Genomic DNA, 16472 nt, shown 5'->3' with positions numbered 1-16472 from the left:
GTGCCAGCCAATGCATAGCATGCGGGCACCGTACGTTTATCTAGAACCAATTTGGTCCGCAAGAGAGAAATGGAGATGCGTATGATCGCCAAGTTCGATTCCGCCCTCGTGCCATACGTTATCGAGCAGACGCCGCGCGGCGAGCGCAGCTACGATATCTATTCGCGCCTGCTCAACGACCGCATCATCTTTTTGGGCGAGGAGATCAACTCCGTCAGTGCCAACCTGGTCGTTGCCCAGCTGCTGCATCTTGAGAGCCAGGATGCCGAGAAGGATATCTCGCTCTACATCAATTCGCCCGGTGGCGAGGTCTACTCCGGCCTGGCTATTCTGGACACCATGAACTTCATTAAGCCGCAGGTCTCCACCATCTGCGTCGGTATGGCCGCGTCTATGGCCGCCGTGCTGCTTTCGGCCGGCGCCAAGGGCAAGCGCTTCTGCCTGCCGCACTCCAAGGTTATGATTCACCAGCCCAGCGGCGGTGCCCAGGGTCAGCAGACCGAGATTGAGATCGTTGCCGAGGAGATCAAGAAGACTCGTCGCGAGCTCAACCAGATCCTGTCCGACGCCTCGGGCCAGCCCATCGAGAAGGTCCAGGCCGACACCGAGCGCGACAACTACCTGACCGCTGCCGAGGCCCTCGACTACGGTTTGATCGACCGTATCGTCACCTCGCGCGATCTCGCCGCGAAGGACGCCTAGGATGGCAGGTAACATGCAGGACAACTTTGACGAGAACGGCAACCCGATCCGCTGCTCCTTCTGCGGAAAAGAGCAGGGACAGGTCCGTCGTCTCGTAAAGGGCCCGACCAACATCTTTATCTGTGACGAGTGCGTCGCCGCCTGCTCCGAGATCCTTGAGGAGTCGCTGGCTTCGGACTTTATGGACGCCGCCCGCAACGGCAATCTCCCGGGTTTCCTCAACGACCACGGCCAGGCTGCATCCCAGCCCGCCGTTGACCCCGAGGCCGAGGGCTTTGAGCTCGAGGACGACCGTCAGGTCATCACGCACGTGCCGACGCCGCACGAGATCTATGACGAGCTTTCGGCCTATGTTATGGGCCAGGAGGACGCCAAGCGCGCCATGTCGGTGGCCGTGTACAACCACTACCGTCGCGTGATCGAGGGCGGCGCCGCGGTGTCCGCCTTTGACGAGGCATCGGGCATGGGCGCCCAGTTTGATGACGATATGGATGAGGTGGAGCTCGCCAAGTCCAACATCTTGCTGCTCGGCCCCACCGGTACTGGTAAGACGCTGCTGGCCCAGACGCTCGCACGCATCCTCGAGGTGCCGTTTGCTATTGCCGATGCCACCGCGCTTACCGAGGCCGGATACGTTGGCGAGGACGTGGAGAACATCCTGCTCAAGCTCATCAACGCCGCCGATGGCGATATTGAGCGCGCGCAGGTGGGCATCATCTACGTGGACGAGATCGACAAGATCGCCCGCAAGGCCGAGAACCTCTCCATTACCCGCGATGTTTCGGGCGAGGGCGTTCAGCAGGCGCTGCTTAAGATTCTTGAGGGCACGGTGGCAAGCGTTCCGCCCACCGGCGGCCGCAAGCATCCCCAGCAGGAGCTGCTGCAGATCGACACGACCAATATCCTGTTCATCTGTGGCGGTGCCTTTGTGGGCCTGGACAAGATCATCGCCGACCGCGTGGGCAACAAGGGCGTGGGCTTTAACTCCGAGATCGCCGGCCCCACCTCGGTCGACGAGAACGATCTGCTGCGCCAGGTGCTCCCGCAGGACCTCAACGCCTTTGGCATGATTCCCGAGTTCGTTGGCCGTACGCCCGTCGTCACCCAGACGCAGGCACTCGACGAGGACGACTTGGTGTCGATCCTGACCGAGCCCAAGAACGCCGTGGTGCGCCAGTACCGCAAGATGTTCCAGCTCGAGGATGTTGAGCTTGAGTTTGAGGACGCAGCCCTGCACGAGATCGCCCGCATGGCGCTCGCCCGCAAGACCGGCGCCCGCGGCCTGCGCGCCATCTGCGAGGACGTACTGCAGCAGACGATGTTCGACCTCCCCAGCGAGGAAGGCGTAGCCAAGGTCATCGTAACCGAAGCCTCCGTAAAGGGCGAAGAACAACCCCAGCGCATCTACGGTTAAACCAGCCTAAAACGTGTTTGCAAATAGCCTCCGACCACCCGCGGTCGGAGGCTATTTTATAGATACGCAATAACCCCAACTACCTGTGTTATTCTGTGTGTTTGTTTAAGCCTCAGCGAAGTCATATCAGACTGAAGTAATCGATACCTAAAGGGAGGAATGCAGACCCTAGCGGGCCTACATTCCTCCCCGACGGGCAAGGGAGAGATATATGGAAGAAATGCCCAAGAACTACGATCCGTCGACCAACGAGCCGGCGATCCTGCAGAAGTGGCTCGACGGCGGCTACTACAAGCGCCGCGAGGGCGTGGGCGACTGCACCGTAACCATTCCGCCTCCCAACGTGACCGGCAAGCTCCACATGGGTCACGCCACCGACGACTCCATCCAGGACGCCATCATCCGTATGGCCCGCATGCGCGGCAAGTCTACGCGCTGGGTGCTCGGTACCGATCATGCTGGTATCGCTACGCAGACCAAGGTCGACAAGAAGCTCAAGAGCGAGGGCATTAGCCGCCTGGAGATCGGTCGCGACAAGTTTGTCGACGCCTGCTGGGATTGGACCCACGAGTACGGCGGCATCATCGTCGAGCAGATCAAGCGTATGGGCTGCTCCGTCGACTTTGATAACGAGCGCTTCACCATGGACGAGGACTACGCCCAGGCCGTGCGCAAGGTGTTCTGCGACTGGTACCACGACGGCCTGATCTATCGCGGCAAGCGCATCGTCAACTGGTGTCCCAACTGCACTACCGCCATCTCGGACGACGAGGCCGAGTACAAGGACGAGAAGGGCCATCTGTGGCACCTGCGCTACCCGCTGACCGAGCCGGTCAACGGCCAGGACTACATCGTCGTCGCCACCACGCGCCCCGAGACCATGCTCGGCGACACGGGCGTCGCCGTCTCCCCGAAGGACCCCGAGAAGGCCGCCTTTGTGGGTAAGACCGTCAAGCTCCCCATCGTCGACCGCGAGATCCCCATCTTTGAGGATTGGCATGTCGACGCCAACTTTGGCTCCGGCTTCGTTAAGGTCACCCCGGCCCACGATCCCAACGACTACGCCATGGGTCAGGCCCACGACCTGCCGCAGATCAATATCTTCGATGAGCATGCGGTGGTCGTCGAGGGTTACGGCGAGTTTACCGGCATGAACCGCGACGAGTGCCGCGAGGCCGTCATCAAGTGGTTCGAGGAGCACGACCTGCTCGATCACGTCGACGAACTCGATCACTCCGTCATGCACTGCTACCGTTGCGACTCCGCGCTGGAGCCGTGGCTTTCCGAGCAGTGGTTCGTGGCAGTCGACAAGCTCAAGGGGCCGGCGCTCGACGCCGTCAACTCCGGCAAGGTCACCTTCCACCCCGCGCGCTGGACGCAGACCTACACCACCTGGATGGAGAACCTCAAGGACTGGTGCATTTCGCGCCAGCTGTGGTGGGGCCACCGCATCCCCGTGTTCTACTGCGAGGACTGCGGCTGGGAGGACGCCCTTACCGAGGACACCGACGTGTGCCCCAAGTGCGGCGGCCATCACGTGCATCAGGACGAGAATGTGCTTGACACCTGGTTCAGCTCGCAGCTGTGGACCTTTGCCACGCAGGGCTGGCCGCAAAAGCCGGAACTGCTCGAGGGGCATCACCCCACGACGGCGCTCGTCACCGCACGCGACATCATCGCGCTGTGGGTTGCCCGCATGGTCATGAGCTCGCTGTACTTCCTGGACGAGGTGCCGTTTAAGGACGTCGTCATCTACCCGACGATTCTTGCCAAGGACGGCAGCCGCATGTCCAAGTCCAAGGGCAACGGCGTTGACCCCATGGACCTTATTGGCATGTACGGCGCCGACGCCATGCGCTTCAACCTGCTGACGCTCTGCACCAACAACCAGGACGTCAAGTTCGACGCGAACATCGACAAGAAGACCAAGAAGCTCATCGACAGCCCGCGCACCGAGCAGGCCAAGTCGTTTGTGACCAAGATCTGGAACGCCAGTCGCTTCCTGCTTATGAACATGGAAGGCTACACGCCCGGCGAGCCCGTCGTGGAGACGCCGGCCGACGCCTGGATGTTCAGCCGCCTGGCCAAGGCCGTCAAGATGGTCACCGAGGGTATCGAGAACTACACCTTTGGCGATATGGCTCGCGGCGTGCAGCAGTTCTTCTGGAACGAGGTCTGCGACTGGTACGTCGAGGTCACCAAGGCCCGCCTGAAGGGCGAGGGCCGTCTGCAGGCGCAGCGCAACCTGATCTTTGTGCTCGACACCTCCATTCGCCTGATGCACCCGCTCATGCCGTTTGTCACCGAGGAGATCTGGGACAACATGCCGGCGAGTGTGCTCGACCTGGATGCCGAGGGCAACGTGAACCGCGCTGAGGCGCTCATGATCGCCAAGTGGCCCGAGCCCGCCGACTACGCCAAATATGTTGACGAGGACGCCGAGCGCGCGTTTGAGCTGTGCCGCGCCGTCGTGTCCGCCGCCCGCGCCACGCGTTCGCGTTATCGCTTGAGCCCCAAGGCCGAGCTCGACGTGGTCGTGCGCGCCGGTGCCGAGGACATCGAGAAGCTCGAGAGCCTGCGCTCGACCATCGAGCCGCTGGCGAACACTGCCTCGCTGGTCATGGGCACCGACGTTGAGAAGCCGGCTGCGAGCATCGCCGTGGTCGACAGCGGCGTCGAGGTCTTTGTGGTGCTCGAGGGCAAGGTCGACCTTTCGGCCGAGAAGGCACGCCTGGAGAAGGAGATTGCCGCGGCTCAGAAGGAGCTCGCCGGCTGCGAGAAGACACTGGCCAACGAGGGCTTTGTGGCTAAGGCCGCTCCCGCGGTGGTCCAGAAGAAGAGGGACCGTGCAGCTGAGCTCAAGGAGATCCTGGCGGCGCTGACTGCTCAGGTTGCTGACTTCTCGTAAGGTTTACTTGGGGGCGCGTCCCGATGCTTTGCTCTCCGCTGCGGACAGTCCTGCGCAAGACGGACAGCACATTAAGTGCTGTCCTTTGCGTGCGGAACTTGCGGCGAGCAAAGCATCGGGCCGCTCCTAGTGCGGTTACGTTGTTGTTTGCATCTGGCGTGAAAGGGCCACTGGGTTGTGGCCTTGATCTTGCTGCAAGCGGGTAAAGGCTGATATTGTCAACGCGAGGGGATCATTCTATTTGATGGGCCTCTTTTTCTGTAATTGGAGACTTTGGGTTATGGCTAAGCGTTCTGGGTCGTATTCTGTGCCGTTCTCGTTTGATTTGCTTTCGTTTGATGAGGCTGTGGGGCTTGCTGCTGATACGGGGCGGATTTCTGGGGATGCTGGGCCTCTGCTTGAGACGGTTGTCGATATGCTTGATGAGCTGGGACGTCCGGACGAGTATTTCGATTGCATTCAGGTTGCCGGTACCAATGGCAAGACTTCGACCTCGCGTTTTTCGGCTGCCATCCTTCGTGGTGAGGGGTTAAAGACCGCACTGTATACGTCGCCGCAGTTGGTGCGCTATCCCGAGCGCATGGAGGTCGATGGGCGCGTCGTGAGCGATGAGGCGTTTGCCCGTGGCGTTTCTGCCGCCGTCGAGGCGGGGCATCTCGTGAATGCTCGTCGTGTGGCGGCGGGGGAGCGCGCCTATACCATCACACCGTTTGACCTGCTGACGGCTGCCGCACTGGTGGTGTTTGCCGAGGCTGCGGTGGACGTTGCCGTGCTCGAGGTCGGTATGGGCGGCCGTTGGGACGCCACGAGTGCGACCGATCCCGTCGCCGTTGCCATCACCGGCATCGGGCTCGACCACACGCGCATCCTGGGCGATACGCTCGAGGCTATTGCGGGGGAGAAGGCTGCGGTTATTAAGCCTGGGCGCCTGGTTGTTTTGGGCGAGGGTACGCATGAGGCGAGTGTTCAGTGTGTGATGGATACGCGTTGTCGCGAGTGCGGCGTTGTGCCGCTCGTGGTGAACCATGCCACGACCAAGTTGTCGGCGCATGTGGGCGATACGGTGGAGTTTAGCTGCACCACGCCGCGCGCGATCTATACCTCGAGCATGGTCAAGCCGGCCTATCAGCCGCAGAATGCCGCGTGCGCGATTATGCTGTGCGAGGGGTATCTGGGTCGCGAACTCGACCATGACAAGCTCGATGCGTCGCTTATGGGCTGTCCCACGCCGGGTCGCTTTGATGTGCTGGGAACCGATCCGCTCAAGCTGATCGACGCCTGCCATAACCCCCAGAGCTGCGAGAACTTTGTGAGCGCACTGGACGAGATCGATCCGTGCGTGGAGAACCGCCCCACGCTGCTGTGTGCCGCGCTGGCCGATAAGGACGTGGCGGGTATCGTCGACGTTCTGGTTCCGGCGTTCCCCCGGGTGGTCGTGAGCCAGACCGATTCCGATCGCGCCCTGCCGGCAGAGGAGCTCGCCGCCCTTGTGGACGCCGATAAGCTCACGGGCGTATATCCGAGTGTGTCCGAGGCCCTCGCTGCCTTCGATGCCGCGGGCGAGTCCTTCGTAGCAGCCGGCACCATCACCCTAGCCGGCGAAGTAGCCGGCCTGCTGCGCTAACCTATCCCCTCATCAGTTGCGGTGAAATACGGACTGTTTTCTTGGCTAGAAGCCTTAAATAGTCCGTATCTCACCGCAACTCAAAAGCAGTCAATTTGGGATGAGGCTTTTTTAGCTGCCCTGTGCCCCGAGTTGACTCGCTTGCCACGAAATGGGCTTATCTACTACGTTTTGCCGACTACCCTCGACCACACGGGAAATTGTGAAATCAAAACCGCAGGTAGAGAGCTTGCCGATTTTCAAAAAAGACCCGCATGGTCGACCCATGCGGGTTAAATGTAGTAGATAGGCCGTTTTTGTGGCGCGGCGTTAGTGGGATGTGACAAAGGGGCAGTCCCTTTGTCACATTGGCTAGTCCAGGCGGACTGGATCGTGGGGGTAGTTGTTGAGGATCTCGACGCCCGTCTCGGTGACTAGGGCCAGGTCCTCGATGCGGACGCCGGTGCGGCCGGGGAGGTAGATACCCGGCTCGATGGAGAACGTCATACCCGGCTCGATAACCTGCTCGTTGGCGAGCGAAACATCGCCTGGCTCGTGGTCCTGCAGGCCGATTGAGTGGCCCAGGCGGTGCGTAAAGAACTTGCCGTAGCCAGCGTCCTCAATCACGTCGCGTGCGGCGCGGTCCAGATCGCACATGCGCACGCCCGGCGCGATGAGCGCCTCGGCAGCCTCGTTGGCGCGACGCACGATGTCGTAGATGCGTGCCGTCTCCTTATCCGGTTCGCCCCAAAAGAACGTGCGCGTCATGTCCGAGCAGTAGTTGCGATGGCGCCCGCCAATGTCGAACAGCACTGCATCGCCGCGCTTGAGCACGGTGTCGTCTGGCTCGTGATGCGGGTCGCCGGCGTTGGCACCAAAGCTCACGATGGGCGGGAAGCTAAAGCCCTCGCAGCCGTGCTTGCGATACAGGCCGAGCATCTGGTCGGCAATCTCGCGCTCCGTCACGCCCCCGTGGACGAGCTTGATCGCGTCGGCCATCACGGCGTCGTTGGCGGCCGAGGACACGCGCATGAGCTCCTGCTCGGCAGCGTCCTTGTACGTGCGGGCAGCTGTCACGGCGAAGTCGCCCAGGAAGAACTCGCTCGCGGCATGGCGCTCCAGAAGGGGCATCAAAAAGCCCGAGCGCATGACGGTGTCGATGCCAAGGGGCTTGGTCGGATCGATCTCGCGCGCGATGGCATCGGCCACGATGTCAGTATCGGTGTGGTAGGCAACGCGCGCGTTGTCGTGCTCGGGTAGTTGGTGCAGCGCGTTGACCAGGATCACCGGCTCGGCGTCGCGCGCGAGCAGCACGCCGCAAAAACGCTCGAACATGTCGGCATAAAAGCCGGTCAGGTAGTAGATCGACCACGGGTCGTTTACGAGCAGCTGCGCGCCGGGGTGCTGAGCCTCGAGCGCATCGAGCACGCGCGTCACACGCTGGTCATCGACATGTGCCATGAAATATCCTTTCGCTAGGTTGCCATCATGGTATCCCATGCCTGAAAGATAGGGATGTTCCTTTTAATATGAGCAGGACATTGTCAAGAGGCAAAATCGGGCCTGGCCCCAACGATATGGGGTCAGGCCCTCTCCCTATATCAACCCGTCCGCGGCGACCTCGGCGTGTCTTCCCGACGCTCGTCTTTGCAGTTTAATATCCGCCCGTGGCGATCTCTCGCTGGGCAATCCGTTGCTACGGCTGAGGCTTCTTCGTCGAACCGACAGTCTGTGCACGCGTGTGGCGCCCTGGGCGCTCGCAGAAAAGGGACCTGAGGTTCGCCTCAACGGCTTCGGATCGAACCGCTTCCGGGGTGACTGGCTTATGTGCGGGGGACCGCCCCCCCCTACGCCTCCTCGGCCATGAGGCCGACCGCCCACACCCAGCAGGCGAGCTCGCGCGCCGTGGCCACGTTCGCCTTGTTGCCGTGGACCCCGCGCGCGAGCAGCGCCTCCCGCCTCTCGGCCAGCCTCCGCACGCCCTTGGCGGCATGCCTGCGGGCGACCCGGTCCGGGGCCTGGCCCTTGGCGAGGTCCTTCGGCCGCCCCGAGCACGTCAGGTAGTGCCACGCGGCCTCGACCAGCGCCTTCCTCAGGTGCTTGTTGCCCGCCTTGGTGATCGCGCCCCTGCGGTCGCTCTCCCCGCTGGAGTGCTCGGAGGGCGTCAGGCCGACCCATGCGGCGAACGACCGGGCGTTCCTGAACCTCGAGAACTCGCCGGCCTCGAACACGAGGTCGGCGGCCGTCGCGGTGTCGACGCCCTTGAGGCAGCGCAGGGAGTCGACCCTCCTCCTCCACCTGGGCTTGCGGGCCTCGGCCTCGACGAGCCCCTCGAGCCTCGCCTTCTCCTCCGCCGCCCGCCTGACCGCGTCGACGTAGTAGGCGAGCACGTCGTTGTCGGCCCCCTCCGCGAACCTAATCGACTCGATCCAGGACCAGTGCGCCCGGGTCCAGTTGCCCTTCCTGCGGCCGGTGGGCGTCCTCTCGTCGAAGGCGAGCCCGTGCCTGAGCAGGAACTTGGAGAGCCGCTGCTTCGCGCGCGAGAGGTCGTCCCTCGCGTCCTCGAGCGCCCTGGTCAGGTCGCGGGCGGCCTCGCACTCGTCGTCGGGGACCCACACCTCGACGACGTTGCCGACCGACAGCATGCGGGCGAGGAACTCGGCGTCGTTGCGGTCGTTCTTCCTGCGCCTGTCCGCGCTGGGCTTGATCATCTTCGAGACGGCGCCGACCACGCAGTCGACCCCGAGGCCGGAGAGCCTCTTCTGCAGGTCGAACCCCGTGACCCCGGACTCGTACACGCACCTGGCCTTTGGGTCCGCGGACCGCACCCACCCCGCGACTGCCCCGGCGTCGTAGCCGAAGGTCGCGCAGCGCACCTCCCCGGTCATGACGTCGAGGGAGACTGCCTTTATCGAGCGGGCGTGGACGTCGAGGCCGACGAAGGTGGTAGTATCGAGCATGGGAGCCCCTTCCATGAATGCGGCGTGGCCGCCGCGGCTGAATTAGACACTCACCATTGTCGGCCTAATCCGCGGTCTTTCATGCAGCAGGGGCTCTCAATGTTTTTATGTCCTGCTCATATCGTCTATGCCGGCACTTCGGGACACTCCTTAGCATGGCCACCCTGGCAAGCGTGCGGGAAAAAAGGAGTCATAAGAGGCCCGTCCCAAATGGGCTGGTTTCAAAAGTATGGCGGATTACGGGGCTGGACCGGTATTACTTGACCATGGGAAAAATCGCGAAATTAAAACCGACGCTCCTATAAGTTGTCAATAGACAGTTTGCGGGAGCGCTCCCTTCAATTCGCACAGGAGCTCGTAATACCTCCTCTCCAGTTTCGTCGACCGCCGTTTCCCCCGTTCCAAGTGCCCGAGTGTGGCTGCGGACAGGCCGAGCTCCGCGGCGGCTTTCTTCTGAGTCACCCGCATCGCCTTGCGCATCTTCGCGAGCTCGGGGCCCTCCGGCGCGGCGCCGTCGGGATTCGGGTCCATGAGCACGCGGTACACCTCCCGCGCTATGTAGCGCTTCAGGCAGCGGACCGCCTCCCGCCGGGACTTCCCCTCGGAGGTCCGCCTCGCCACGTACCTCCTCGTCCTCTCGTCGTACGTCATGCGCTTGATCGCGATCTCGTAGAGCGCCCAGTTCGCCTGCCGGTTGCCGCCGCGGTTGAGCCTGTGCCGCTCCGTCTTCCCGCTCGACGCGGGGATCGGGGAGACGCCGCACAGCATCGAGAACGCCGCCTCGCCCTTCAGCCTGCCGGGGTTGTCGCCGGCGGCCACGACCAGGGCGGCGGCGGTCGTCGTGCCGCAGCCCTCGATGCCGAGCAGCGCGGGCGCGTTCGCCTCCAGCAGCGCGCGGATGCGCTCGTTGAGGGACTCGACCTGGCTGCGGGCCTCCTTCCAGACCGCCGCGACGGACCGCAGCGAGGCCAGCACGCTCTCCTCGAGCGCGTCGCCCGCCTTCCTCCCGCGCGCGAGCAGCGGCATGAGGTCCTTCGGCCGCTCGCGGCCCCTGAACCGCTCCCTCAGGGCGCCCGGGGCCGTCGTGAGCATCGACTTCGCGCAGGCCACGCAGGACGTGGACGTCGCGACGGCCAGCCTGCGCGCGACGTAGAGCTGGCGCACCGCCTCGACCCAGCCGTCCTGCGACTTCGGCACGGAGCAGCCCCTCCCGGACGCCGCCTTGCGCGCCGCGCGCTCGGCGTCCAGCGGGTCGCTCTTCCCCTCGCCGGGCCTCGCCTTGTCCCTCTTGGGCCTGAGCACCTCGACGACGTTGTACCCGAGCTCCACGAGCCTCCTCGTCAGCCCGGCCCCGTACGATGCCGTGCCCTCGACGCCGACGACCATGCAGCTCCCCGGGTCGCCTATCGCCTCCGCCAGCCTGTCGTAGCCCTCGGGGTCGGCCCCGAAGCTCCCGCTCCAGATCTTCCTCCCGAGGCCGTCGAGCAGGCACAGGACATGCACGTCCTTGTGCGTGTCGACGCCCGCGATGACCGTTTCGCCTTCCATTTTCGCTCCCCTCGGTCTGCCGCCTGCCCCGCGCCCGGGTCTCCCAGACATTGCACTGACGGGAGCGCTACAATCCAATTGGCTTGTCCGATTGTCCGCGCTCATGCTCCTATTAGGTCATGGCAGGACTCCGGGACGCGGATGCCGGGGCGAGACAGGTCGGATTTGAGGACGGCCGAAGAGGCGTCAGCAGGTCAGTGGGTCATCGTCCCGGCGTTCAGCATCAGGGTAGCGCTGCGACGCGGAAATCGCGCGCTGTTGACGCGCCCCCGCAGTGCCCGCTTCCCCCAAGGACAATTATCAGTGCAGGTAGACGGCTTATCAAAAATCGAAAATTGCCGGTATGGATGGGGGTCTCCGAATCAGTCCCGTAATCCGGCATAGTTTTGAAATGGCACTAAAGTAGGCACAAGCTAAATACCAACTCCAAGGATAGTTGCGGTGGAATAGTTCCTGGATGCCGGGGTTTTGGCGGAAATCAGGAACTATTTCACCGCAATTGAGGAGGGCGGGGTGGATGGCGGGGTAGCTAAAAGAGGCTCGTCCCAAATTGGCTGCTTAGGCGGGGTCGATGTCCATGCTGGCGATTAGGTTGATGTTGGTGTCTAGGAGGTTCTCTAGCACGACGTCGCCCATGCGGATGGGGGCTTTGACCACTAGTCCGCGGATGAGGGCCATGGCTTGGGCGTGGAGTTCTAGCGGGATGGCTTCGGCGGTGCGCACGGGGAGCAGGGCTTCGCCGCCGCCGGAGACGGCCACGGTCGTCGTGAGTACGCGCATGGGGCAGGTGAGTTCCTGGTGTGCGAACTTGTCGCCGCGTGGGCAGTTGTTGCCGGTTACGGAGTGCACCTCTGCCATGGTGCCGTTGGCATCGCGCTTCACCTCCACGGTCAGGAGGCACTCGGAGGGGCAGGTGGTGCAGTTGAACTGCAGCGTTTCGATCGCGTTCGTGCTCATGGCTCTATGCCTCCTCAACGGGGTCGACGGACAGGACGAGCTCGCTGGCGTCCATATCGAGCGCTTGTTGGATGATTTTCGCCGGCAGCGGGAAGCTTTCCATGACGCTCGGCTTAAATGCACGGACCTTGCCAGCGAACAGTTCCTCGCCGTCGGCCAAGATCCTCACGCGGGCGGCATTGACTGGCCGGCGCACGCGGAAGTTCAGCTTGGTGAGCGCCGCAGCCGTAATGCGTCCCGGCAGCGCGTATCCCGCAATGCCGGCAGGGGAGACGGTGAGCTCGCAGTCCGGAACGGTGCCCGCGCCGTTCCCCAGCGCCCACGCCGCTGCAGCTGTGCCAGCCCTCTCGGACTCGGTCGTCACGTTGTCGGCCAGGTCGTGTACGTGCAGCACGTTGCCGCAGGCAAAGATGCCCGGTACGCCCGTTTGCAGGCTCTGGTCCACCACGGCGCCGCGCGTGCGCGGGTCAAGCTCAACGCCTGCGGCAACCGAAAGCTCGTTCTCGGGAATCAAGCCCACCGAAAGCAGCAGCGTGTCGCACGGAACAATGCGCTCGGTCCCCGGAATGGGCGCCAGGTGCTCGTCGACCTGGCTTACCTCGACGGCCTCAACTCGGTCGCGCCCAATCACACGTGTGACGGTGGTGGACAGGTGCAGCGGAATTCCAAAATCTTCCAGGCAGTTCTTGACGTTGCGGCGCAGGCCGTTGGCGTACGGCATGAGCTCGTACACGCCCTCGACCGAAATCCCCTCGAGCGTGCAGCGACGTGCCATGATCAGCCCGATATCGCCCGAACCCAAAATGACGGCGCACGAGCCGGGTTTGAGGTTCTCGATATTGATGTATCGCTGCGCCAGGCCCGCCGTAAACACGCCGGCGGGACGACTGCCGGGAATCTTGATCTCGCTGCGCGTGCGCTCGCGGCAGCCCATGGCAAGGACGATCGCGCGCCCGGTGAGCTGCAGCATGCCGGCAGGGCTCATGAGCGTGACGGTATGGACCGCGGCGGCTCCTGCGGTCTTGTCCGTATCCAGCGTGCCCACAGCCTCGCCCTCGCTCGAATCAATCCCAATCACCATGCTGTTCAGGAACAGCGCAATGTCGGTTGCGTGTACCTGGTCGATAAAGCGCTGCGCGTACTCGGGTCCGGTGAGCTCCTGCTTAAAGTGCGAAAGGCCAAAACCGGGGTGGATGCACTGGCGGAGGATGCCGCCCAGGTGCTGTTCGCGCTCCACGATGGCCACGCGCGTGCCGGCCTTATGCGCGGCAAGCGCGGCAGCCATGCCAGCGGGTCCACCGCCGATAACGACCACGTCGAACGCCTGCGTTGGCACTGCCTCGTCGGCGCCGTCCGCCGCGATTGTGGCATTCACTTCAAAGCTCGCCATCTTAGCGCACCACCTTCAAAGGTCCCTCAACGAGCCACGAGCCAGTGTCCTCCAGCAGCACCTCGCTGGGGTAACACCCCAGCTCACGGGCCAGAATCGCCACCACGCGGCTCTGGCAAAAGCCACTTTGGCAGCGGCCCATACCCGCGCGGCAGCGGCGTTTGACGCCCTCGACCGAAACCGCACCCGGGCGGCGTCGGATCGCGGCAACAATCTCGGCCTCGGGCACTGTCTCACAGCGGCAGACGATCTGCCTCCATGCAGGGTCGGACTCAATGAGCTCCTCCTTGCGCGCAAGCGGTGCGAGGTCAAAGTCGTCCGGTGCGCGGCGAATCTGATCCCAGTCGGCCCGCTCGCGCAAAGCAACGCCCGCTTCGCGCATCACGTGCTCCATGCGCTCAGCAATGGCCGGTGCGCTCGCCACGCCTGGCGACTGAATGCCCGCCGCCTGAAACAGCCCCGGCACCACGGCCGACTGCCCAATAAAGAAGTCGTTTGTTCCCTTGATGACCGGACGTCCGCCGGCAAACGCGCGCACCACGCGGCGCGTGTCCAGATCGGGAACCAGCTTACGCGCTCCCGTCAGCAGCGCGTTCACATCGCCTGCATAGGTCTGCGTGTCGCCCGGCTCGCGCACGGCAGCGGTCGCGGTGATCACGGTGTTGCCGTGCACTGTACCTGTGACGATAACGCCCTTGGACACCGGCGTGGGCACGGGGTAGAGCGGCATGAGCGCGCGCGGCTCCTTGTCCAGCACCACGATGTTTCCCTGGCGCCAGACCATCTGAAACTCTTCGGCGCCGGCCATATGCGAGATGTCCGCGGCACCGTTGCCCGCGGCGTTGATCAGATAGCGGCAGCGCACATCGCCGGCAGGCGTCACCAGCGTAAAGCGCGCATCGTCGCCCGAGCTAGCAACCTCAATCGCCTCCACCGGTGCGGAGTGCATAAACGTCACGCCGTTGGCGACCGCGTTCTCCAGCGCGGCGATGGCCACTTCAAACGGGTCGACGTAACCGGTCGAAGGGCACCACAGCGCGCTCGTTGCGTCGGCGCTGGCACGCGGCTCCAGCTCGTGGAGGCGCTCGGGGCCGATAATCGACAGCTCGGGCACGCCGTTGGCCAGGCCATTCTGGCGCAGCTTCTCCAGGTGCGTGCGGTCTTCGTCGTTGAAACCCAGCACCATCGAACCGGTGCGGCAAAACAAAAATCCCAGCTCCTGGGCCCACGTGCCATATAGCTCGCAACCGCGGGCGTTGACCTGCGCCTTTACCGTGCCTGGAGCCGGATCGTAGCCTGCGTGCACCAGGCCGCCGTTGGCCTTCGACGCGCCCAGCGCGATATCGTTGGCCGCCTCGACCACACAAATGGATATGTCAAAACGCGCGAGTTGCCGCGCGATGGCGCACCCGGTAATGCCCGCGCCCACAATTGCGATATCAAACGTTTCTGCCACGGTGCCTCCCAGACAAGTTGACAGGCTGTCAATAGGACTATCCTACGGTCTGCACACCCCCAGTGCAGCGGCAATGCGGCGAACAGCCCCGCTGCATCCGCCAACGGCAGGCGGGGGGAGACTCGGGACCATCGGTGACCTCGTCTGCCGCCCCTGGTGTCAGAGGTTTGTCTCGTTCTGCAACAGCAAGCAGAAGAACTGGGTTCCAGATGTTACAGATCGAGACGTTTGCCAGACAGACCCTCCGTTTGTCTTGATTTGTAACAGTAAGAGGGGGAAATCGGTCCTATGTGTTACAGATTGAGATGTAAAGTCAGGGAAAGATTCTTCTGTCTTGATCTGTAACATCTAGGGACCATTTTGGGGTCTAGATGTTACAGATTTAGATGAACCTATCAGTCGGTTTCGAATGTCTAAATCTGTAACGGTTAGACCTGTTTTTGCCGAGTTGTTGTTACAGATCGAGATTTAAGTTGGGGAAAGAATAGTTTGTCTAAATCTGTAACATCTGGGACTGTCTTTGCCGAGTAACTGTTACAGATTGAGACATTCGGCCTGGACGTTTTCTTTTGTCTCAATCTGTAACAGTTAGCCGATGATTTGGGTTGCAGATGTTACAGATCGAGACAAACCTTCCGACGGATTTTGAATGTCTCGTTCTGTAACAGTAAGAGGGGTTTTGGGGCCCAAGATGTTACAGATCGAGATTTAAGTCGGGGAGGGGCCCTGTGTCTCAATCTGTAACAGCAAGATGGGAAATTTGGTCCCATTAGTTATAGATCGAGACGTTTGCTCGGCGGCCCTTCCGTTCGTCTCGATCTGTAACAACTAGACCCTTATTTGCCGAGTATCTGTTACAGATTGAGATGTTTGTGTCTGCACCAGTCCCGTACCCAACCGTAGTCCCATATAAACAAACCCCGTGGTAAACTTGACCGGACTGTAAATATTCCGAAAGGTACACCCCAATGTCCAAGTACATCTCCGAGCTCATGTCGCCGCAGCTTATGGGCGTCATCTATGCCTTTGTTGGCTTTATCATCGCCCTGTACGTGCTGTCGGTCGTTTATGTGTTCATCGACGCTCGCCGCCGCGGCGCCAGCGCCTACGTGGCATGGGGCATCATCGCCCTCATCCCGTTTGTGGGCCTCATCGCCTATCTGGTCCTGCGTCCGCATTCCTACGCGGCCGACCGCGAGGAGCAGGAGCTGGACATGGCCCTGCGCGAGCGCCAGCTTGCCCAGTACGGCACCTGCCCGCAGTGCGGCGCGCCCATCGAGAGGGACTTTGTGGTCTGCCCCGTGTGCGATACCCAGGTTCGCAACGTGTGCCCCAGCTGCCATCGCCCGCTCGATGCGCACTGGAAGGTCTGCCCCTACTGCCGAACTCGCATCCAGTAACGCATCCATCGCCGGGCCGGCCGCAGGCCACGGGCACCGCGCGTCCCGCGCAAGCCGCACGCGCGCCCCGCAGCCCCGCCCCCACACGATGAAGCATGCGTAGAAAATCGCCCGCCGTGCCATTAAGGTGCGGC

At 62.7% G+C, this 16472-nt stretch carries 12 protein-coding genes; 6 read left to right on the top strand and 6 right to left on the bottom strand.

The window, feature by feature from the left end:
• The first annotated feature begins 81 nt into the window (after positions 1 to 81).
• From OIL77_00355 to OIL77_00335, 5 genes are all read left to right on the top strand, one after another.
• Entirely contained in the window at positions 82 to 702 is a 621-nt protein-coding gene (locus OIL77_00355; GenBank protein HJI43881.1) for an ATP-dependent Clp protease proteolytic subunit, read from the top strand.
• 1 nt (position 703) lies between these two features.
• Positions 704 to 2116, top strand: a complete 1413-nt coding sequence (clpX, locus tag OIL77_00350) for an ATP-dependent Clp protease ATP-binding subunit ClpX (protein ID HJI43880.1) — start codon at positions 704 to 706, stop codon at positions 2114 to 2116.
• A gap of 211 nt (positions 2117 to 2327) precedes the next feature.
• Positions 2328 to 5024, top strand: coding sequence for a valine--tRNA ligase (locus OIL77_00345; protein ID HJI43879.1), 2697 nt, complete (start codon positions 2328 to 2330; stop codon positions 5022 to 5024).
• 280 nt (positions 5025 to 5304) lie between these two features.
• Positions 5305 to 6648, top strand: coding sequence for a Mur ligase family protein (locus OIL77_00340; protein ID HJI43878.1), 1344 nt, complete (start codon positions 5305 to 5307; stop codon positions 6646 to 6648).
• Positions 6649 to 6669: 21 nt separating this feature from the next.
• Positions 6670 to 6924 carry a hypothetical protein gene (locus tag OIL77_00335; protein HJI43877.1) on the top strand — a complete coding sequence of 85 codons (255 nt, stop codon included), beginning with the start codon at positions 6670 to 6672 and terminating at the stop codon, positions 6922 to 6924.
• Positions 6925 to 6999: 75 nt separating this feature from the next.
• On the opposite strand, the gene OIL77_00330 is transcribed toward OIL77_00335, so the two are convergent.
• The 6 genes from OIL77_00330 to OIL77_00305 form a co-directional block, all read right to left on the bottom strand.
• Positions 7000 to 8088 (bottom strand): aminopeptidase P family protein, encoded by a 1089-nt coding sequence (locus OIL77_00330; protein ID HJI43876.1) that lies wholly within the window; start codon positions 8086 to 8088, stop codon positions 7000 to 7002.
• A 386-nt stretch (positions 8089 to 8474) separates the two neighbouring features.
• Positions 8475 to 9587, bottom strand: coding sequence for an IS110 family transposase (locus OIL77_00325; GenBank protein HJI43875.1), 1113 nt, complete (start codon positions 9585 to 9587; stop codon positions 8475 to 8477).
• Between the two features lie 309 nt (positions 9588 to 9896).
• Complete coding sequence (locus OIL77_00320) at positions 9897 to 11135, bottom strand: IS110 family transposase (protein HJI43874.1); 1239 nt, start codon at positions 11133 to 11135, stop codon at positions 9897 to 9899.
• A gap of 558 nt (positions 11136 to 11693) precedes the next feature.
• The gene (locus OIL77_00315; GenBank protein ID HJI43873.1) at positions 11694 to 12092 is read right to left on the bottom strand and encodes a DUF1667 domain-containing protein; all 399 of its coding nucleotides are present in this window, start codon (positions 12090 to 12092) and stop codon (positions 11694 to 11696) included.
• Positions 12093 to 12096: 4 nt separating this feature from the next.
• The gene (locus tag OIL77_00310) at positions 12097 to 13482 is read right to left on the bottom strand and encodes an NAD(P)/FAD-dependent oxidoreductase (protein ID HJI43872.1); all 1386 of its coding nucleotides are present in this window, start codon (positions 13480 to 13482) and stop codon (positions 12097 to 12099) included.
• Position 13483: 1 nt separating this feature from the next.
• Positions 13484 to 14938 (bottom strand): FAD-dependent oxidoreductase, encoded by a 1455-nt coding sequence (locus OIL77_00305; protein ID HJI43871.1) that lies wholly within the window; start codon positions 14936 to 14938, stop codon positions 13484 to 13486.
• Between the two features lie 968 nt (positions 14939 to 15906).
• Between OIL77_00305 and OIL77_00300 the strand changes: the two genes are divergently transcribed.
• Positions 15907 to 16338 carry a zinc ribbon domain-containing protein gene (locus OIL77_00300; GenBank protein ID HJI43870.1) on the top strand — a complete coding sequence of 144 codons (432 nt, stop codon included), beginning with the start codon at positions 15907 to 15909 and terminating at the stop codon, positions 16336 to 16338.
• The last annotated feature ends 134 nt before the right edge of the window (positions 16339 to 16472 follow it).

This window comes from Coriobacteriaceae bacterium, assembly GCA_025993015.1.
Lineage (GTDB): Bacteria > Actinomycetota > Coriobacteriia > Coriobacteriales > Coriobacteriaceae > Collinsella.
Note: the sequence above shows the minus strand (reverse complement) of the source record. Positions and strands in the feature narration are given on the sequence as shown.

Coding starts and splice junctions, on each gene's coding strand:
- OIL77_00300 (HJI43870.1), top strand. CDS start 15,907: ATGTCCAAGTACATCTCCGAGCTCATGTCGCCGCAGCTTATGGGCGTC.
- OIL77_00330 (HJI43876.1), bottom strand. CDS start 8,088: ATGGCACATGTCGATGACCAGCGTGTGACGCGCGTGCTCGATGCGCTC.
- OIL77_00340 (HJI43878.1), top strand. CDS start 5,305: ATGGCTAAGCGTTCTGGGTCGTATTCTGTGCCGTTCTCGTTTGATTTG.
- clpX (HJI43880.1), top strand. CDS start 704: ATGGCAGGTAACATGCAGGACAACTTTGACGAGAACGGCAACCCGATC.
- OIL77_00310 (HJI43872.1), bottom strand. CDS start 13,482: ATGGCGAGCTTTGAAGTGAATGCCACAATCGCGGCGGACGGCGCCGAC.
- OIL77_00355 (HJI43881.1), top strand. CDS start 82: ATGATCGCCAAGTTCGATTCCGCCCTCGTGCCATACGTTATCGAGCAG.
- OIL77_00320 (HJI43874.1), bottom strand. CDS start 11,135: ATGGAAGGCGAAACGGTCATCGCGGGCGTCGACACGCACAAGGACGTG.
- OIL77_00315 (HJI43873.1), bottom strand. CDS start 12,092: ATGAGCACGAACGCGATCGAAACGCTGCAGTTCAACTGCACCACCTGC.
- OIL77_00325 (HJI43875.1), bottom strand. CDS start 9,587: ATGCTCGATACTACCACCTTCGTCGGCCTCGACGTCCACGCCCGCTCG.
- OIL77_00345 (HJI43879.1), top strand. CDS start 2,328: ATGGAAGAAATGCCCAAGAACTACGATCCGTCGACCAACGAGCCGGCG.